This is a genomic window from Streptomyces sp. NPDC002602 (genome assembly GCF_042889445.1).
GTDB lineage: Bacteria > Actinomycetota > Actinomycetes > Streptomycetales > Streptomycetaceae > Streptomyces.
In genome coordinates this window covers 403,061-422,213 of the sequence record NZ_JBIAQX010000001.1, presented here as the reverse complement: position 1 = coordinate 422,213, position 19,153 = coordinate 403,061, and the positions used below count along the sequence as shown (strand labels likewise).

13 protein-coding genes and 1 riboswitch are annotated in these 19,153 nt (G+C 73.4%); of the genes, 5 read left to right on the top strand and 8 right to left on the bottom strand.

Going from position 1 to position 19,153, the window contains the following annotated elements:
- Window positions 1-198: 198 nt before the first annotated feature.
- Window positions 199-1,155 carry an oxidoreductase gene (locus ACFYW3_RS01655; RefSeq protein ID WP_389385214.1) on the bottom strand — a complete coding sequence of 319 codons (957 nt, stop codon included), beginning with the start codon at window positions 1,153-1,155 and terminating at the stop codon, window positions 199-201.
- A 150-nt stretch (window positions 1,156-1,305) separates the two neighbouring features.
- Here ACFYW3_RS01655 and cbiE point away from each other — a divergent pair, with 150 nt between their 5' ends.
- Genes cbiE through ACFYW3_RS01640 form a run of 3 tightly spaced genes read left to right on the top strand, consistent with a single transcriptional unit; the run spans window position 1,306 to window position 4,092 of the window.
- On the top strand, window positions 1,306-2,598 hold the full coding sequence (cbiE, locus tag ACFYW3_RS01650) for a precorrin-6y C5,15-methyltransferase (decarboxylating) subunit CbiE (RefSeq protein WP_351760697.1): 1,293 nt from the start codon (window positions 1,306-1,308) through the stop codon (window positions 2,596-2,598).
- On the top strand, window positions 2,595-3,344 hold the full coding sequence (gene cobM / locus ACFYW3_RS01645) for a precorrin-4 C(11)-methyltransferase (protein WP_389385213.1): 750 nt from the start codon (window positions 2,595-2,597) through the stop codon (window positions 3,342-3,344). Before cbiE ends, cobM begins: the two co-directional genes overlap by 4 nt.
- A complete protein-coding gene (locus ACFYW3_RS01640) occupies window positions 3,334-4,092 on the top strand; it encodes a cobalt-precorrin-6A reductase (RefSeq protein WP_389385212.1) in 759 nt (252 codons plus the stop codon). Before cobM ends, ACFYW3_RS01640 begins: the two co-directional genes overlap by 11 nt.
- Before the next feature lie 190 nt (window positions 4,093-4,282).
- Here the strand turns inward: ACFYW3_RS01640 and ACFYW3_RS01635 are convergent, their stop codons facing one another.
- Genes ACFYW3_RS01635 through ACFYW3_RS01625 form a run of 3 tightly spaced genes read right to left on the bottom strand, consistent with a single transcriptional unit; the run spans window position 4,283 to window position 7,748 of the window.
- Window positions 4,283-5,785 carry a precorrin-2 C(20)-methyltransferase gene (locus ACFYW3_RS01635; RefSeq protein ID WP_389385211.1) on the bottom strand — a complete coding sequence of 501 codons (1,503 nt, stop codon included), beginning with the start codon at window positions 5,783-5,785 and terminating at the stop codon, window positions 4,283-4,285.
- Window positions 5,782-6,429: a precorrin-8X methylmutase gene (locus ACFYW3_RS01630; RefSeq protein WP_267795996.1), complete on the bottom strand. Its 648-nt coding sequence runs from the start codon at window positions 6,427-6,429 to the stop codon at window positions 5,782-5,784. Before ACFYW3_RS01630 ends, ACFYW3_RS01635 begins: the two co-directional genes overlap by 4 nt.
- Complete coding sequence (locus ACFYW3_RS01625; protein ID WP_351760708.1) at window positions 6,426-7,748, bottom strand: cobalamin biosynthesis protein CobG; 1,323 nt, start codon at window positions 7,746-7,748, stop codon at window positions 6,426-6,428. The genes ACFYW3_RS01630 and ACFYW3_RS01625 overlap by 4 nt, the downstream gene beginning before the upstream one ends.
- Before the next feature lie 242 nt (window positions 7,749-7,990).
- Window positions 7,991-8,069: riboswitch (cobalamin riboswitch) on the top strand.
- A gap of 52 nt (window positions 8,070-8,121) precedes the next feature.
- Here ACFYW3_RS01625 and cobN point away from each other — a divergent pair.
- Window positions 8,122-11,730 carry a cobaltochelatase subunit CobN gene (gene cobN / locus ACFYW3_RS01620; RefSeq protein ID WP_389385210.1) on the top strand — a complete coding sequence of 1,203 codons (3,609 nt, stop codon included), beginning with the start codon at window positions 8,122-8,124 and terminating at the stop codon, window positions 11,728-11,730.
- Between the two features lie 138 nt (window positions 11,731-11,868).
- Here the strand turns inward: cobN and ACFYW3_RS01615 are convergent, their stop codons facing one another.
- Window positions 11,869-12,090, bottom strand: a complete 222-nt coding sequence (locus ACFYW3_RS01615; protein ID WP_351760714.1) for a hypothetical protein — start codon at window positions 12,088-12,090, stop codon at window positions 11,869-11,871.
- A gap of 278 nt (window positions 12,091-12,368) precedes the next feature.
- Here ACFYW3_RS01615 and ACFYW3_RS01610 point away from each other — a divergent pair, with 278 nt between their 5' ends.
- A complete protein-coding gene (locus ACFYW3_RS01610) occupies window positions 12,369-14,585 on the top strand; it encodes a germacradienol/geosmin synthase (protein ID WP_389385209.1) in 2,217 nt (738 codons plus the stop codon).
- Between the two features lie 63 nt (window positions 14,586-14,648).
- On the opposite strand, the gene ACFYW3_RS01605 is transcribed toward ACFYW3_RS01610, so the two are convergent.
- The 3 genes from ACFYW3_RS01605 to ACFYW3_RS01595 form a co-directional block, all read right to left on the bottom strand.
- Window positions 14,649-15,887 (bottom strand): GNAT family N-acetyltransferase, encoded by a 1,239-nt coding sequence (locus tag ACFYW3_RS01605; RefSeq protein ID WP_389385208.1) that lies wholly within the window; start codon window positions 15,885-15,887, stop codon window positions 14,649-14,651.
- Window positions 15,888-16,012: 125 nt separating this feature from the next.
- Window positions 16,013-17,176, bottom strand: coding sequence for an XdhC family protein (locus ACFYW3_RS01600; RefSeq protein ID WP_389385207.1), 1,164 nt, complete (start codon window positions 17,174-17,176; stop codon window positions 16,013-16,015).
- Window positions 17,177-17,419: 243 nt separating this feature from the next.
- Window positions 17,420-18,883 carry an NCS2 family permease gene (locus tag ACFYW3_RS01595; RefSeq protein ID WP_351760723.1) on the bottom strand — a complete coding sequence of 488 codons (1,464 nt, stop codon included), beginning with the start codon at window positions 18,881-18,883 and terminating at the stop codon, window positions 17,420-17,422.
- Between the last annotated feature and the right edge of the window lie 270 nt (window positions 18,884-19,153).

The window sequence follows — 19,153 nt, the reverse complement described above, 5'->3', positions numbered from 1 at the left end:
GTGGTTGTCCGTAGAGTCGTCTTCCATGCCGCCGAGTGTCCGGGACGGCGGGGTCCGGTTCAGGGTCCACCCGGGGCGCCCGGAGGCGTCCCGGGGGCGGACGGGCTCACTTCGAGGCACCCGTGACGGCGGATCCGGGGTGCGTCAAGAGCCTCACGGGGGCGGGTGTCGGCCATCCGCCCCCGAGACATCGGCCGTTCAGCGCGCCGGCGCCGGGTACGACACCCCGGTCAGTTTCTCGGAGGCGCTCCACAGCCGCTCCCCGGACGCGTCGTCGAGGGTCCACTTGGCCCGCCGGGACCGGACGGGTGCCCCGCGCCAGCCGAGCCGCGGCCCGATGAACGCGTCGGGCCGGACCCCGGGGGCGGTGGCCGCGTACAGGGTGGGCAGCGCGCCGGCCTCGGCGGACTGCGCGACGACGGCGATGCCGACGGCGTTGACCGCGGCGTTCGCGGCGACGGCGATCCGTGACGTGAGGGTGCGCCCGGCCCGCGGGGCCGCCCCGACGTGCAGGTTGGTGGAGGCGTAGCCGGGGTGGGCGGCGGCCGCGACGATCCCGGAGCCGGCGGCCGCGAGACGCCGGGACAGTTCGTGGGTGAAGAGCAGGTTGGCGGTCTTCGAGCGCCCGTAGACGATCCAACGCCGGTATCCGCGTTCGGCGTTCAGGTCCTCGTGGTCGAGGTCGCCGAGGACGTGGAAGGCGCTGGAGAGGGTGACGATCCGCGCCCCGTCGCCGGCGGCGAGGAGACGGGGCAGGAGCAGCCCGGTCAGGGCGAAGTGACCGAGGTGGTTGACCCCGAACTGGCTCTCGAAGCCGTCGGTGGTGCGACCGTACGGCAGGGCCATCACGCCGGCGTTGTTGACGAGCAGGTCCAGGGTGTCGTGGCGCCGCGACCAGGCCCGGGCGAACTCCCGCACGGAGGCGAGGTCGGCGAGGTCCAGCGGCATGAACTCCACGTCCGCGCCGGGCACCTCGGTCCTCAGCCGTACCGCCGCGGCGTGGCCCCGGGCCGCGCTGCGACAGGCCAGGACGACCCCGGCGCCGGCGCGGGCCAGCTCGCGGGCGGCGACCAGCCCGATGCCGCTGTTGGCCCCGGTCACGACGGCGGTGCGACCGCTCTGGTCGGGGATGTTCCTGACGTTCCAGCCGGGCATCTCGACTCCCTCACGACGACGTGGTTACTGAGGGTAACATCCCGTGTTCCGGGTGCCCGGCACGTGGGGCCGGTCACCCCGGGGACCGGGGAGGTGCGCAGGCCAGTAGGCTGCGGGTCCATCCGCTTCCCCTCCCCCGAGGTCCACGCAGTGAGCTCCGCACCCCCCGCCCTCCCCGTGACGGTCGTCGGCCTCGGCGCCGACGGCTGGGCCGGGCTCACCGCCGCCGCGCGGACCGCGCTGACCTCCGCCGAGGTGCTGATCGGCGGCCCGCGCCAACTGGACCTGCTGCCGACCGACGCCTGCCCCGGCGAACGGGTCGCCTGGCCCAGCCCACTGCGCCCGGCCGTCCCGAAACTGGCCGCCGAGCACGCGGGCCGTCGGATCGCGGTGCTGGCCAGCGGCGACCCCATGTTCTACGGGATCGGCCGCGCCCTCTGCGAGGAACTCGGACCGCACGCCCTGCACGTCCTTCCGCACCCCTCGTCGGTGTCCTACGCCTGCGCCCGGCTCGGCTGGCCGGTGGAGGACACCGAGGTCGTCACCATCGTCGGCCGCCCCGTGGCCCGGCTCGCCGCGGCCCTGTACGAGGGCCGGCGGGTGCTCGTGCTCAGCGCGGGCGCGGGCTCGCCGGGCGAGATCGCCGCGCTGCTGCGGGAGCGGGGCTTCGGCCCGAGCCGCATGCGGGTGCTGGAGCGGCTCGGTTCCGAGCACGAGGACGCGTACGAGGGCCACGCGGACGGCTGGGACCGGGCGCCGGGCGACCCGTTGAACGTGGTGGCCGTGGACTGCCGCCGCGACCCGGCCGCCCCGACGCCCCGCCTCGGCACCACCCCCGGCCTGCCCGACACCGCGTACGAACACGACGGCCAGCTCACCAAGCGGCACGTACGGGCCGCGACCCTGTGCGCCCTCGCCCCGGCCCCCGGCGAGCTGCTGTGGGACATCGGCGGCGGTTCCGGTTCCATCGGCATCGAGTGGATGCGCAGCCACCCCTCCTGCCGGGCGGTGGCCGTGGAACGCGTCCCCGAACGCGCCGAACGCATCACCCGCAACGCGACCGTCCTCGGTGTGCCGGGCCTGCGGGTCGTCCTCGGCGCCGCCCCCGACGCGCTGATCGGACTGCCCGCCCCCGACGCGGTGTTCATCGGCGGTGGCCTGACCGCGCCCGGCCTCCTCGACGCGGCCTGGACGGCGCTGGCACCCGGCGGCCGGCTGGTGGTCAACACGGTCACCCTGGAATCGGAGGCCGTGCTCGGCGACCACTACCGCCGCCGCGGTGGCGAACTGGTCAAACTGGCCGTCGCCCACGCGGTGCCGGTCGGCGGCTTCACCGGCTGGCGGCAGGCGATGGCGGTCACCCAGTGGTCGGTCACCAAACCGCACCCGACGACGGACCGGACGACCGAGAACGAGAACGAGAGCGACAAGGACCCGACATGACCGTGTACTTCATCGGAGCGGGCCCCGGCGCCGCCGACCTGATCACCGTGCGCGGTGCCCGGACGCTGGCCGCCGCCCCCGTCTGCCTGTACGCGGGCAGCCTGGTGCCGCGCGAACTGCTGGCCGAATGTCCGGCAGACGCGCGCCTGATCGACACCTCCCGGCTCAACCTGGACGAGATCGTCGCGGAGTTCACCCGGGCGCACGAGGCGGGCCTGGACGTGGCACGGCTGCACTCCGGCGACCCGTCGATCTTCAGCGCGGTCGCCGAGCAGATGCGGCGCCTCGACGCGGCCGGCATCCCCTACGAGGTGGTCCCGGGCGTGCCGGCGTTCGCCGCGGCGGCCGCCGCGCTGAAGCGGGAGTTGACCGTGCCCACCGTCGGGCAGACCGTGATCCTGACCCGGATCGCCCAGCAGGCCACCCCGATGCCGCCCGGGGAGGACCTGGCGACGCTCGGCCGCAGCGGCGCGCTGCTGGTCCTGCACCTGGCGACGCGGTACGTCGACCGGGTCGTCGAGGAGCTGCTGCCGCACTACGGGGCCGAGTGCCCCGTCGCGGTGGTCGCGATGGCCAGCCGCCCCGACGAGCTGATCCTGCGCGGCACCCTGACCGACATCGCGGAACAGGTGAAGGCGGCCGGGCTGGTGCGCACCGCGGTGATCGTGGTGGGTCGCACGCTGGGCGCGGAGCAGTTCCGCGACAGTCACCTGTACTCCGCCGAACGCGACCGGCATGTCTGCTGAAGGGGACCCCGGTCACCTGCTGATCCTGGGCGGCACGACGGAGGCCCGCCGGCTCGCCGAGGCCCTGGAGCGGTTCCCGCTTCGGGTGACGAGCTCCCTGGCCGGCCGGGTCGGCGCGCCGGTGCTGCCGCCGGGCGGGACCCGGATCGGCGGCTTCGGTGGCGCCGAGGGCCTGGCGGCCTGGATGACCGCCCACCGGGTCACGCACCTGGTGGACGCCACCCACCCCTTCGCGGAGCGGATGAGTTTCCACGCGGCGCGGGCCGCGGAGCTGACCGGCGTACCGCTGCTCGCGTTGCGCCGTCCCGGCTGGGTCCCGGGGCCCGGCGACGACTGGACGTTCGTCGACTCCCTCGACGCGGCGGCGGCCCTGCTCCCGGAGCGGGGCCGTCGGGTGTTCCTGACCACGGGCCGGATGGGCCTGCACCGCTTCGCGCACCTCACCGAGCCCTGGTTCCTGGTGCGTTCCGTGGACCCGCCGGACGGGGAACGGCCGCCGCGCCTCGAAGTGCTGCTCGCGCGGGGGCCGTTCGGCCTCGCCGACGAGCGGGACCTGTTGGCCCGGCACCGGATCGACGTCCTGGTGACCAAGGACAGCGGCGGCGACGCCACCGCGCCCAAGCTCGTCGCGGCCCGCGAGGCGGGCATCGCGGTGCTGGTCGTCCGGCGACCGCCGGTGCCCGAGGGAGTGCCGGAGGCGGACTCGGTCGAGGCGGCGCTGGCCCGACTGACCGGCTTCCGGGCCTGAACCGGCCGAACGACCCGGCCCGAACCAGCCGGGCCCGACCTGGCCCGAACCAGCGCGGCCCGACCCGGCCGAACAGCCCGGCCCGGCCCGCCCGATCGGCCGGGTCCGATCGCCCGCGCGGCCGGGTCCCGGGGCCGTCACCGCCCCCGAGCCCGGCTCTCGCGTCGACCGATCAGACCGATCGGACCGGTCAGGCGTAGCGGCGCGGGGTCCACGTGACCCGCGACCCGTCGGCCCGCTCGGTGATCCGGGTCTGCGAGGAACCGATCAGCAGGATCGTGCGCATGTCCACCTCGGCCGGCTCCAGTTCGGCGAGGGTCACGATCCGCACCGACTGTTCCGGGCCGCCGACGTCCCGCGCGACGACCACCGGGGTCTGCGGGGAGCGCAGTTCCAGCAGGAGCTCCCTGGCCTGCGCGACCTGCCAGGTGCGGCTGCGTGAACCCGGGTTGTACAGGGCGAGCACCAGATCGGCCGCGGCGGCGGCGCGCAGCCGCTCGGCGATGACCTCCCACGGCTTGAGCCGGTCGGAGAGCGACACGGTGGCGTAGTCGTGGCCGAGCGGCGCCCCGGCCGCCGCGGCGGCGGCGTTGGCGGCGGTCACGCCCGGCAGGACCCGTACCGGCACGTCCTTGTAGGCGTCCTGGTCGGCGACCTCCAGGACGGCCGTGGCCATCGCGAAGACGCCGGGGTCGCCGCCGGAGACCACGACGACCCGCTTGCCCCGGCGGGCGAGGTCCAGGGCGAACTCGGCGCGCTCCGACTCCACCTTGTTGTCGGAGCCGTGCCGGACCTGCCCCGGCTTGACCGGGACGCGATCCAGATAGGTCGTGTACCCGACCAGCACCTCGGCATCGGCGAGCGCCCGCCGGGTCTCGGCGGTCAGCCACAGCGGGCCGGCCGGTCCGGTGCCGACGACGGCGACCTCGCCGGGTCCGGACGGCACGCTGCCCGGGTTGCCGATCCGGCTGGGCACCACGGCGACGGCGAAGTACGGGACGCTGTCGGGGTCGGTGTCGGCGAGCAGGCCCGTGCGCTCACCCGCCATGGTGGCGCGCTCGACGTAGCGGGCCTCGGCGAGCCGGCCGCTGTTCTCCATGGCCCGGCGGACCGCGGGGAAGGTGCGGCCGAGCTTCATCACGACCGCCGAGTCGGTGGCGGCGAGCCGGGCGGTGAGCTCCTCCTCGGGCAGGGTGCCGGGCAGGATGGTCAGCACCTCCTCGCCCTCCACGAGCGGGGTCCCCAGGCGTGCTGCGGCGGCGCTCACCGAGGTCACGCCGGGGATCACCTCGGCCGGGTAGCGGTCCGCGAGTCGCTTGTGCATGTGCATGTACGAGCCGTAGAAGAGCGGGTCGCCCTCGGCCAGCACGGCGACGGTCCGGCCGGCGTCGAGGTGTGCGGCCAACCGGGCGGCGGAGGCCTCGTAGAACTCCTCCATCGCACCCTGGTAGCCGCCGGGGTGATCGGTGGTCTCGGTGGTGACCGGGTAGACCAGCGGTTCCTCGACGTGGTCGGCGCGCAGGTGCTTCGCGGCGATCGAGCGGGCGATCGAGCGGCCGTGGCGGGCGGAGTGGTAGGCGACGACGTCCGCCTCCGCGATCACCTCGACGGCGCGCAGGGTCATCAGGGAGGGGTCGCCGGGGCCGAGGCCGACGCCGTAGAGCCGGCCGGGGGTCACCTCGTCGGCGCTCATTCGGCCACGCTCGCGATGGCGTTGACGGCCGCGGCGGCGATGGCGCTGCCGCCCCGCCGGCCCCGCACGATCAGGTGGTCGAGGCCCGAGGGGTGGGCGGCGAGCGCGTCCTTGGACTCGGCCGCGCCGATGAAGCCGACGGGGACGCCGATGACGGCGGCGGGGCGCGGCGCGCCCTCCTCGATCATCTCCAGCAGGCGGAAGAGAGCGGTCGGGGCGTTGCCGACGGCGATCACCGAGCCCTCCAACAGGCCCCGGTCACGCCAGACTTCGAGCGCGGCGGCGCTGCGGGTGGTGCCCATCCGCGCGGCGAGTTCCGGCACGGCCGGGTCGGAGAGGGTGCAGATCACCTCGTTGTCTGCGGGCAGCCGCTTGCGGGTGACCCCGCTCGCGACCATCTGCACGTCGCACAGGATCGGCGCGCCGGCCTCCAGCGCGGCGCGCGCCCGCAGGACGACGTCCGGGGTGTACCCGAGGTCCTGGGGCAGGTCGGTCATCCCGCAGGCGTGAATCATGCGCACCGCGACCTGGGCGACCGAGGCGGGCAGCCCGGAGAGGTCCGCCTCGGCGCGGATCGTGGCAAAGGACTGGCGGTAGATCGCCGCGCCGTCCTTCTCGTACTCGAACACGGGGCACTCGCTCATTTCTTCACTGCGGGGTCGGGGGCTGGTGGGGTGGTGCGGGCGTCCGCGAGGGCCGCGGCAAGTTCGGTGGGGGTGTCCGGCACATGGCGTGCGGGGCGGCCCGGTGCGGCGAGCCGGTAGCCGGTCGGGCCGGCGACCAGGTCCACCCAGGCGGTGCCGCGCGGGTGCCCGCAGCGCCGTTCGCAGCCCGACCAGTGCACGGGCAGCGGGCCGCGCGCGCGGTCCACGACGGCCCGCGCGTCGGCGCGCACGTCCGCGAGGGACTTCGCGCAACCCGGCCGTCCGGTACAGGCGGTGACGGACTGCCAGGGACCGTCGGGGGCGAGCACCAGTCCGGCGTCCTCGACGCGGGCCGTGACGGAGGCGGCGGGCCAGGGGGCGTCGCCCGGGGGCAGCACGACGCCGCGCCACGGGGTGACGCGCAGCTCTCCGCGCCCCTGTTCCGCGACGTCGACGAGGACCCGCCACTGCGCGGTGGTGGCCCGGCCCAGCGGGGGCAGGACGCACAGGGCGCCGCGGCCGTCGTCGCCCGGCCCGGCGGGCGCGGGCGGCGGCGCGTACGGCCAGGTCGGCGTGCCGGCGTCCACCGCATCGATTCCGGCGGCCACCAGGCGCCGGTTCAACTCGGCTGCTTTCAGGGGGTGTTCGGGGGGCAGTTCGGACACCCGCCAGGCGCGGGTGCCGGCCTCGGCGGCGGTGTCGAGGAAGTACGCGGCGGCCAGCAGCGCCGCCCGGGGGGCGTCGGGCGCGGGCACGTCCACGGCGTCGGCGGCCGCGCCGAGCCGGAGCAGCGCCCGTCCGTCGGGCCGGCCGAGCACGGTCACGTCGGGGCCGAGGGCGGCGACGTCCCCGCGTCCGTCGTCGAAGGCGAACAGGAACCGTCCGGACAGGGCGGTGGCCCCGGCGCTCGCGCAGAGCAGCCGGTCGAAGGCCATGGCCCAGGCGAGCGCGTCGGGCCGGTGCGGGCCCTCCAGCCCCGACATGGGGGTCGCCACGATGTTCCGTACCCGCTCGTGGGCCGGCGCCGGCAGCAGCCCGGCGGCGTCCAGCAGTTCCGCGGGGCCCGCGCCGCAGTCCTCGGCCAGGCCGCGGAGCTGCACGTTCCCGCGCGAGGTGATCTCCAGGTGCCCGTCCCCGAAGCGGTCCGCGGCGAGCGCCAGGGCCTCGGCCTGCGGGGCCGTGAGCAGCCCTGCCGGGATCCGCACCCGGGCCAGGAAGCCGTCGTCCGCCGCGTGCAGCCGCAGCGCGCCGGGGCAGGCGTCACCGCGGTCCCGTATGACGGGTTTCTCCCGCGATGCGGCGGAGGGGGGCGTGGGCATGGCCGCGAGCATACCCAGGATTGCCGCCCCCCGACCTGTGTCCGTCACCACCCCCGGGGCTCGGGCCGCCCCGCCCCGCGCCCCTCGTCCTCTCCGCCCCCACCAGCCACTTTCCGGCCCGCGGGGGTTTGGGGCACCCGTGCCGTGGGGCAGGGCCCCGGCAACGGAGCCGCGCACGCCGCCCCCCTAAGATGACCACCGGCGGGCCGCACGGCCCGCCGTCGCCGAGGACGGCGACATGGGAGGAAGCCCGGTGAGATTCCGGCGCGGTCCCGCCACTGTGAACCCCGGGGAGCGATCCGCGGGGTGAGTCAGGAACTCCCGCTGTCCTCACTGCCCGGGGCGCGGAAACCCCGAGGAAGGCTGCCGCCGCATGATCCTGTTGCTGTCGACGTCCGACACCGATCTGCTCAGCGCCCGCGCCGCGGACGGCCCCGTCCCGTACCGGTTCGCGAACCCCTCCCGCCTTCCCCTGGACGATCTGCCGGGCCTCCTCGACGGCGCCGACCTGGTCGTCGTACGCCTCCTGGGCGGTCTGCGGGCCTGGCAGGACGGCCTCGACCTGCTGCTGGCCCCGGGCCAGACCCGTCCCGTGGTGGTGCTGACCGGCGAACAGGCCCCGGACGCCCAGCTGATGGAGGCCTCCACGGTCCCGATCGGCATCGCCGCCGAGGCACACGGTTACCTCGCGCACGGCGGTCCCGCCAACCTGGACCAGCTGGCCCGTTTCCTCTCCGACACCGTGCTGCTCACCGGTCACGGCTTCGAGCCGCCGGCCGCGGCGCCCACCTGGGGCCCGCTGGAGCGCACCCCGCAGCGCATCGAGGGCCCCAAGGTCGCGGTGCTCTACTACCGCGCCCACCAGATGAGCGGCAACACCTCCTTCGTGCACGCCCTGTGCGAGGCCGTCGAGGCGCAGGGCGCCCGGGCGCTCCCGCTGTACGTCTCCTCGCTGCGCACGCCCGAGCCGGGCCTGATCGCCGAGCTGGAGTCCGTCGACGCGGTCGTCACCACCGTCCTCGCGGCGGGTGGCACCAAGCCCGCCACCGCCTCGGCGGGCGGCGACGACGAGTCCTGGGACGCGGGCGCGCTGGCCGGGCTCGGCGTGCCGATCCTCCAGGCCCTGTGCCTGACCGGATCGCGCAGCGCCTGGGAGGAGAACGACGAGGGCCTGTCCCCGCTCGACGCGGCGACGCAGGTCGCGGTGCCGGAGTTCGACGGCCGTCTGATCACCGTCCCGTTCTCCTTCAAGGAGCTCGACGAGGACGGACTGCCCGCCTACGTGGCCGACCCCGAGCGGGCCGCCCGGGTCGCGGGCATCGCCGTGCGCCACGCCCGGCTGCGGCACATCGAGCGCCGGGACAAGAAGATCGCGCTGGTGCTGTCGGCGTACCCGACGAAGCACTCCCGCATCGGCAACGCGGTCGGCCTGGACACCCCGGCGAGCGCCGTGGAACTGCTGCGCACACTGATCGCCGGCGGCTACGACTTCGGCCCCGTCGAGGAGATCCCGGGGCTGGTCTCGGGTGACGGCGACGAGCTGATCCGCGCCCTGATCGAGGCCGGCGGCCACGACCAGGACTGGCTCACCGAGGAGCAGTTGGCCCGCAACCCCGTCCGCATCCCGGCCGCCGACTACGAGCGGTGGTTCGCGCAGCTCCCGGCCGACCTGCGCGCGAGCGTCGAGGAGCACTGGGGCGAAGCGCCCGGCAACATGTTCGTGGACCGCTCCGCCAACCCGGAGGGCGACATCGTCCTCGCGGCCCTGCGCCGCGGGAACCTGCTGATCCTGATCCAGCCGCCGCGCGGTTTCGGCGAGAACCCGATCGCGATCTACCACGACCCGGACCTGCCGCCCTCGCACCACTACCTGGCCGCGTACCGCTGGATCCAGGCCCGCGCCGAGGACGGCGGCTTCGGCGCCGACGCCATGATCCACCTGGGCAAGCACGGCAACCTGGAGTGGCTGCCGGGCAAGAACGCGGGCCTGTCCGCGTCCTGCGCCCCGGACGCCGCCCTCGGCGACCTGCCGCTGATCTACCCGTTCCTGGTCAACGACCCGGGCGAGGGCACCCAGGCCAAGCGCCGGGTCCACGCCACCCTCGTCGACCACCTGGTGCCGCCGATGGCCCGCGCGGAGTCCTACGGCGACATCGCCCGCCTGGAGCAGCACCTGGACGAGTACGCGCAGATCTCGGCGATGGACCCGGCGAAGCTCCCGGCGATCCGCGCGCAGATCTGGACCCTGATCCAGGCCGCGAAGCTGGACCACGACCTGGGGCTGGAGGCGCGCCCCGACGACGACGGCTTCGACGACTTCCTGCTGCACGTCGACGGCTGGCTGTGCGAGGTCAAGGACGCCCAGATCCGCGACGGTCTGCACGTCCTGGGCGGCGCCCCGACCGGCACGGCCCGGGTCAACCTGGTGCTCGCCATCCTGCGCGCCCGCCAGATCTGGGGCGGTACGACGGCCCTGCCGGGCCTGCGCGAGGCGCTCGGCCTGGACGAGTCCGCGGCCACCCGCACCTCCGCCGACGAGGCGGAGGAGACGGCCCGCGCGCTGGTCCAGGCGATGGAGGACGCCGGCTGGGCCCCGGAGGCGGTGGCTTCCGTGGCCGGCGACCACTCGGCGGACGTGGCGGCGGTGCTGGACTTCGCGGCCCGCGAGGTCGTGCCGCGGCTGGCCGGCACCACCGACGAGATCGCCCACGTGGTCAGTGCCCTGGACGGTTGCTTCGTCCCGGCGGGCCCCTCCGGCTCGCCGCTGCGCGGTCTGGTCAACGTGCTGCCGACCGGTCGGAACTTCTACTCCGTCGACCCGAAGGCCGTCCCGTCCCGGCTGGCGTGGGAGACCGGTCAGGCGCTCGCCGACTCGCTCCTGAACCGCTACCGCACGGACAACGGCGAGTGGCCGCCGTCCGTCGGCCTGTCGCTGTGGGGCACGAGCGCGATGCGCACCTCCGGCGACGACGTGGCGGAGGCCATGGCGCTGCTGGGCGTGCGCCCGGTCTGGGACGAGGCCTCGCGCCGGGTCACCGGTCTGGAGCCGATCCCGCTCGACGAGCTGGGCCGGCCGCGCATCGATGTCACCCTGCGCATCTCGGGCTTCTTCCGGGACGCGTTCCCGCACGTCATCGGCCTGCTGGACGACGCGGTGCGGCTCGCGGCCTCGCTGGACGAGCCGGCCGACCGGAACTTCGTCCGGGCGCACGCCCAGGCGGACCTGGCCGAGCACGGCGACGAGCGGCGCGCGACGACCCGTATCTTCGGCTCGCGCCCGGGCACGTACGGCGCCGGCATCCTCCAGCTGATCGACTCGCGCGACTGGCGCACGGACGCCGACCTCGCCGAGGTCTACACGGTGTGGGGCGGGTACGCGTACGGTCGCGGCCTGGAGGGCCGTCCGGCCCGCGCCGAGATGGAGACGGCGTACAAGCGGATCACCGTCGCCGCGAAGAACACGGACACCCGCGAGCACGACATCGCGGACTCGGACGACTACTTCCAGTACCACGGCGGCATGGTCGCCACCGTGCGCGCCCTGCGGGGAACGGCGCCCGAGGCGTACATCGGGGACTCCACCCGCCCGGAGACGGTCAAGACCCGCACGCTGGTGGAGGAGACCTCCCGGGTCTTCCGCGCCCGGGTGGTCAACCCGAAGTGGATCGAGGCGATGCGTCGCCACGGCTACAAGGGTGCCTTCGAGCTCGCGGCGACGGTGGACTACCTCTTCGGGTACGACGCCACGACGGGCGTCGTCGCGGACTGGATGTACGACAAGCTGACCGAGACGTACGTCCTGGACCCGGAGAACCGCGCCTTCCTGGAAGAGGCCAACCCCTGGGCCCTGCACGGCATCGCCGAACGCCTCCTGGAGGCGGAGTCGCGCGGCATGTGGGAGAAGCCGGACGCGCGGATCCTCGAGGAGCTGCGCCAGGTGTACCTGGACACCGAGGGCAACCTGGAGAGCGACGCCGAGTAGGGCCGGGCGGTCGCCGGGGAGTCCCGGCCCGCCCTCGCGCCACCGGAGCGACGAACGTCCTCCCCGCCCGTCGTCGGGCGGGGAGGACGCACTCGTTTCCGGGCCGCCGGGCGCCCGCCCGGACCGCGGACCGGCCGGCTACTTGGTCGTGGTGTTCAGCGAGACCAGCGCCGCCGCCCACCGGGCGTACTTCAGTTGGCCGAGGTCGGCGACGGTCTTGACCCCGAACGCCTCCTGGAGCAGCTCGCCGTCCCGGTCGGTGACGCCCTTCAGGGCCGCCACCGGCGCCGCGAGGACCTCCGCGAGCGGCTTGTCCTCCCAGGCCTTGTCCAGCACCTTGCTCAGATCGATCGAAGACATCGGCGTTTCCTCCCGTATGGGATTTACATAGGGGAGGAAATCTAGATGAACAGGACATCGGTCCGGAGGTTCGACACGAAGGAGGTCCGGAGGTTCGACACGAAGGACCGGATCTCTATCCCCCGTCGGGTCCCCATGTCGCGGAACGCCACTTCCGTCACCTGAAGCAGTGAAATCCCCCTTGTCCCTCCCGCACCAGGGGTAGGTGCCTGCTGATCTCGTGCGGGGGGCCGCAGCCGAAGGCCTCCGCACCCTCGGACCGAAAGGCCTGCCCCGCCGTGACACAGCCGTTTCAACTGCCGGACTTCTACGTGCCGTATCCGGCGCGACTGAACCCCCATCTGGAAGCCGCGCGCGCCCACACGAGGCAGTGGGCCCGCGACTTCGAGATGCTGGAGGGGTCCGGCGTCTGGGAGGAGAGCGACCTCGAATCACACGACTACGCCCTGCTGTGCTCCTACACGCACCCCGACTGCGACGTCGACGCGCTGAACCTGGTCACCGACTGGTACGTCTGGGTCTTCTTCTTCGACGACCACTTCCTGGAGATGTACAAGCGCTCCCAGGACCGGGACGGCGCCAAGGCGTACCTCGACCGGCTCGCCGGCTTCATGCCGATGGACCTCTCCGACGGATTCCCCGAGCCGACCAACCCGGTGGAGGCGGGCCTGAAGGACCTGTGGCTGCGGACCGTCCCCGCCATGTCGGCGCACTGGCGGGAACGGTTCTCCGAATCGACCCGCAACCTCCTCAACGAGTCGATGTGGGAACTCGCCAACATCAACATCGGGCGGGTGGCGAACCCCCTCGAATACATCGAGATGCGCCGCAAGGTGGGCGGCGCCCCCTGGTCGGCCGGCCTCGTCGAGTACGTCTCCGCGGAGGTCCCGGCGCGCGTCGCCCACTCACGGCCGCTCGCGGTGCTGCGCGACGCCTTCTCCGACGCCGTGCACATCAGGAACGACATCTTCTCCTACGAGCGCGAGGTCGCCGACGAGGGCGAACTCTCCAACGCCATCCTCGTGTTGGAGACCTTCCTCGGATGCTCCACCCAGGAGGCGGCCGAGGCCTCCAACGACCTTCTCACCTCCCGGCTCCACCAGTTCGAGCAGACCGCCCTGGCGGAGCTGCCCCAACTCTTCGTCGACCACGCGATGAACCCGGCGGAGGTCGCCGCCGTCCTCGCCTACGCGAAGGGCCTCCAGGACTGGCAGTCCGGCGGCCACGAGTGGCACATGGTCTCCAGCCGCTACATGAACAAGGAGGCCCGGGCCACCGCCCCGCTCAGCCTGCCCTTCATGCCCGGCGGGCTCGGCACCACCGCGCTCGACGTCCGGTCCCTGTTCACACAGCGCTCGATGGACCTGCGCCGCCGCTCCTTCACCCACGTGCCGTTCGAGAAGACCGGGCCGTCGGTCATCCCCGACATCTACATGCCGCACCGGCTCTCGCTGAGCCCGCACCTGTCGCACGCCCGCGAGGAGTCGGTCGCCTGGTGCAAGGCCATGGGGATGCTGGACCCGCAGCCGGGCGATCCCGGTTCGGCGATCTGGTCCGAACGCAAGCTGCGCGGCTACGACTTCGCGGTCTGCTCGGCCGGGATCGACCCCGACGCCACCCCGGAGGCCCTGGCCCTCAACGCGTGCTGGCTGAGCTGGGGCACGTACGGGGACGACTACTACCCGGTGGTGTTCGCCCGGGCGAAGGACCTCACCGCGGCCAAGGCCACCACGGCCCGACTGATCGCCATGATCCCCGTCGACCACGCGGAGCAGGCGGAGCCGGTGACGGCGATGGAGCGCGGGCTCGGCGACCTGTGGGTGCGCACCAGCGCGGACATGTCGCACGAGCAGCGCACGGAGTTCCGCACGACGCTGGTGAGCATGTTGGAGAGCTGGCTGTGGGAGGTGGAGAACCAGATCCTGAACCGCATCCCCGACCCGGTGGACTACGCGGAGATGCGCCGGCACACCTTCGGCTCCCACCTCACCATGTACCTGTGCCGGCTCGGCCACCAGAACCGCGGCATCCCCGACGAGATCTACGCCTCGGGCACCATCCGGTCACTGGAGAACGCCGTCGCCGACGCCGCCTGCTTGATCAACGACGTCTACTCCTACCAGAAGGAGGTGGAGGTCGAGGGCGAGGTCCACAACCACATCCTCGTCACCCGCAACTTCTTCGACATCGGCTACCCGGAGGCCCTGCACATCTGCCACGCGCTGATGACGCAGCGGACCGAGGAGTTCGAACACATCGTCGCGACCCAGATGCCGCTGCTCTACGACGACTGGAAGTTGGGCGAGGAGGCCCGGGCGGCGCTCGACGCGTACGTCACCGAGCTCAAGGACTGGCACGCGGGCATCCTCAACTGGCACGAGAAGATCGCCCGTTACCGGCCCGAGGACCTGTACGAGCTGCCGGTGGGCCTGGGCGCGGGCGCCTGGAGCGACGGCTTCGGGATGTCCGCCGCCCGGATCTCGCTGCCCCGCTGACCCGGTGGGCGGGGGCGGTCCGCTCGCCCGCCCCCGCCCGCCGTACTCGGCCTCCGCGCCCGCTCAGAACTCGTCGGCGGTGTGCGGGAGCAGTCGGGTCCGCAGCGCCGCGTCCAGTGCGGCCGCCGCGCCCGGGACCCGTTCCTCCACCAGGCCGGCGGCGACCAGCTCACCGACCCGGGTCCCACCCAGGTAGCAGGCGGCCAGCTCGCGCACGTCCAGCACCAGGTCGGGTGCGGCCCGGGCGGGCTCGCAGGCGGCCCCGTCCGGTCCCGCCTTGAGCCGGTACCGTCCCGCGTTCGCGGGCAGACGTACGTCGGACAGCTCCAGCACCACTTCCACCGGCGCGGCCCACGCCCGGGCGGTCAGCGCCGCCGGGACGTCGACCAGGCGCAGCCACAGTGCCGGGAACTGGGCGGTGACCCTCACCTGGTCCCGGTCGGCGGCGAAGTGCAGCAGCGGGTCGTCGACCGGACGGCCCCAGGCGGTGACCCTGCCGGTCAGATCGAGGGAGGACACGCACTCCCACAGGGCGGCGGCGACCGCCGGGGTGTCGGCCTCCAGTTCGTCCACGCGCACCAGGCCCACACCGCGCGGGCGGCCGTCCCCCGCCGCCGAGGCGGACTTGGTGCGGTAGAGCACGTAGCCGGCGATCGGCTCGCCCGGCTCACCCAGGACGACGGTCCGGGGCGGGCTCAACTCCTCGTCCTCCTCGTCGTGTTCGCAGAGCCACTCGTCGGCCCAGCGCTCCGCGCTGCGGCTCGGCCGGCCGGCCCGGGCGCCGCGGGCGGCCTCGTGGTACGGACCGACCAGGTCCGGTACGTCGGTGGGTTCGACCAGGCGCAGCGGGCGCCGGTCCGGGGCGACGCGCAGGGCCAGCGGTCGGGTGGAGTCGATCTCGATGGTGACGCCCTGGGTGGCGGCGCCGTAGCCGAAGCGGCCGTAGATGGCGGCCTCGGAGGCCCACAGGGCGGCGATGGGTTCGCCGGCCGCGGCGGTCCGGCGCAGTTGTTCGTCCATCAGGGCGGTGAGGACGCCGCGGCGGCGGTGCGTGGGGGCGACGCAGACGAAGGTCAGCCCGGGGCAGGCGAGGTCGCTCCCGGGCACGGACAGCCGGAAGTCGTGCGCGGCCATGAATCCGACCAGCGCTCCCCCGTCGAAGGCGCCGATGCGGGCGCACCGGGTCAGCAGGGCGTGGTGAAGTGCCCGGCGGTCCTGGTCGGGGCGGTCGTGGAAGACCAGGTAGGCGAGCTCCAGAGCGCGGTCGATCTCGGTCTCGGGTACCTCGCGGATGTCCACCATGATCGGGAGACTAATCGGTCATCGCGGACCGGTCACCCCATAGTGGCCGGATCCGTACGGCCGCCCGGGGGTACGCCCCGCGTACGGGGCGGTGGTGCGACCGGCCGGCGCGAGGGGTCGGCTCTTCAAGCGACGGAGCCTATCCGTCCGACCACGGTGTTCGATCCGTCGTGGTGGATGGGGATGCGCGCGCCGGTCAGGGCGGCGCCGGTGCCGCCGCGGCGGTTGGCGACGATCTCGGCGGCGATGGACAGCGCGGTCTCCTCCGGGGAGCGGGCGCCGAGGTCCAGGCCGATCGGGGAGCGCAGGCGGGCGAGTTCGAGTTCGCTCACGCCGACCTCGCGGAGCCGCTTGTTGCGGTCCTCGTGGGTGCGGCGGGAGCCCATGGCGCCTACGTAGGCGACGGGGAGTCGCAGGGCCAGTTCGAGGAGCGGGACGTCGAACTTGGCGTCGTGGGTGAGCACGCACAGGACGGTCCGGGCGTCGACGGCCGCGGCGTCGACCTGGGCCTCCAGGTAGCGGTGCGGCCAGTCGACCACGATGTCGTCCGCCTCGGGGAAACGGTTCTTCGTGGCGAACACGGGCCGGGCGTCACACAGGGTGACGTGATAGCCGAGGAACTTGCCGATGCGCACGAGGGCGGAGGCGAAGTCGATGGCACCGAAGACGATCATCCGAGGGGGCGGGACGCTGGACTCGACCAGCACCTTGAGCGGCTCCCCGCACAGCCGGCCGTCCGCGCCGACATCCAGCACGCCGGTCCGGCCGGCGTCCAGCATGGCGCGGGCCTCCTCGGCGAGCGTGCGGTCGAGCTCGGGGTGTCCGCCGAAGCCGCCCTCGGAGGAGCCGTCCGCCCGGACGACCAGGGCGCGGCCCATCAGCTCGGCCGGGCCCTCGGCGATCCGGGCCACCGCCGCCGCCTCCCCGCGGGCGGCGGCGGCCAGCGCCGCCGCGAACACCTCCCGGACGGGAGAGTCCGCGGCGACCGGGGTGACGAGGATGTCGATGATCCCGCCGCAGGTCAGGCCCACGGCGAAGGCATCGTCGTCGCTGTACCCGAAGCGCTCCAGGACGGGCTCCCCGTCCTCCAGCGCCTGCCGGCACAGTTCGTACACCGCCCCCTCCACGCATCCGCCGGAGACCGAGCCGATGGCCGTCCCCTCGCCGTCGACGGCGAGGGCGGCTCCGGGCTGCCGGGGCGCGCTCCCGCCGACCGCCACGACCGTGGCGACGGCGAAGTCACGTCCCTGCTCGACCCACCGGTTCAGTTCCTCGGCGATGTCCAGCATGCGGGCCTCCTCGGAGAGGTTCGGTTTCCAGTATCGGATACGTGGGGAATGCGGCTTGGTGCGCGGGCGTCCGGGTCGGCTGGGCCGGCTCTTCCGGGTCTTGCCTGGCCCGCGCCGCCCGGCACCGCACCTCGCCGCGTTGTCGAGGCACCCGAGGACGTCCAGTACTCGGGAGCCTCTCCGCCTTGCGATGCACGGCACCGGACGACGCGGGCCTGACCGGCGAGATCCGAAAGAGACGGCCTAGCCGACGCCGAGCCAGCCCTCGATCGGGTGGAGCGCGAAGTAGACCAGGAAGATGCCGGTCAGGGCCCACATGAAGGCGCCGATCTCGCGGGCCTTGCCCTGGGCGACCTTGATGGCCACGTAGGAGATGACGCCCGCGGCGACACCGGCGGTGATCTGGTAGGTGAACGGCATGATCACGACGGTCAGGAAGACCGGGATCGCGGTGGCCGTGTCGGCCCAGTCCACGTGGCGGGCGTTCTGCATCATCATCGCGCCGATGACGACCAGGGCCGCGGAGGCGACCTCGCCGGGCACGATCTGCGTGATCGGGGTGAAGAAGAGGCAGGCGGCGAAGAAGAGGCCGGTGACGACGGAGGCGAGACCCGTACGGGCGCCCTCGCCGACGCCGGTGGCGGACTCGACGAAGACGGTCTGGCCGGAGCCGCCCGCGATGCCACCGATGGCGCCACCGGCGCCGTCGATGAACAGCGCCTTCGACAGGCCCGGCATGCGGCCCTGGTCGTCGGCGAGCTTGGCCTCGGTGCCGACGCCGATGATGGTGGCCATCGCGTCGAAGAAGCCGGCGAGCACGAGGGTGAAGACGATCATGCCGATCGTCATGACGCCGACGTCGCCCCAGCCGCCGAACTCGACCTTGCCGAACAGCGAGAAGTCGGGCATCGAGACCGCGGAGCCGGAGAGCTCCGGGGGACCGTTCTTCCAGGCCTTCGGGTCGATGTCCACGATGGCGTTCAGGATCGCGGCGAGGACGGTGCCGCCCACGATGCCGATCAGGATGGCGCCGGGGATCTTGCGGGCCTGCAGCATGAAGATGGCGAGCAGGGTGACGCAGAAGAGCAGGACGGGCCAGCCGGCGAGCTCACCGACGGCGCCGAGCTGGACCGGGGGGCCGAACTGCGGACCCGCGCCGACGAAGCCGGCCTTCACGAGTCCGATCAGGGCGACGAAGAGGCCGATGCCCATGGTGATGGCGTGCTTGAGCGCGAGGGGGATCGCGTTCATGATCATCTCGCGGAGGCCGGTGACGACCAGGAGACAGATCACCACGCCGTACATCACGCACATGCCCATGGCCTGCGGCCAGGTCATCTGCGGCGCGACCTGCGAGGCGAGCACACCGGAGACGGAGAGCCCCGCCGCGAGGGCGAGCGGCACCTTGCCGACGAAGCCCATGAGCAGCGTGGTCAGGGCCGCCGCGAACGCGGTGGCGGTGATCAGGGCCGCGGGGGCCATGGTGTTTCCGGCGACGTCCTTGCCGGAGAGGATCAGGGGGTTGAGCAGGAGGATGTACGCCATGGCCATGAAGGTCGTGATGCCGCCACGGACCTCGTTGCCGACGTTGGATCCTCTGTGCGTTATGTGGAAGTACCGATCGAGCCAAGAACGCCCGGCGGGGGTGCGAGAGCCGTCGCCGGCCTCTTCCGCGGTGGTCTTGGGCTCCACAGACGATTGGGTCATGGTGCCTAACTCCCAAGGTTCAAAGGGGCACCCGCTTGAAGATTGGAGATGCGGGATTTGGGATGGTGCGTTTGGCTGCACGACCCGGGGTGACGGCCCGAGGCGACGCGAAAGTGCACTGCGTGTACTGCGGGTACTGCGGGGTTTCGCGGTACTGCCGGTGGCTCCGGGGTGGTGGTGCCTTCCGGGGTGGGTGGTGCGTGGGGGTACTGCCGGTGGAACGGGCCGCGAGCGGAGCGGCATGTCGTATTCCGGACTTCGAGCTCCGGG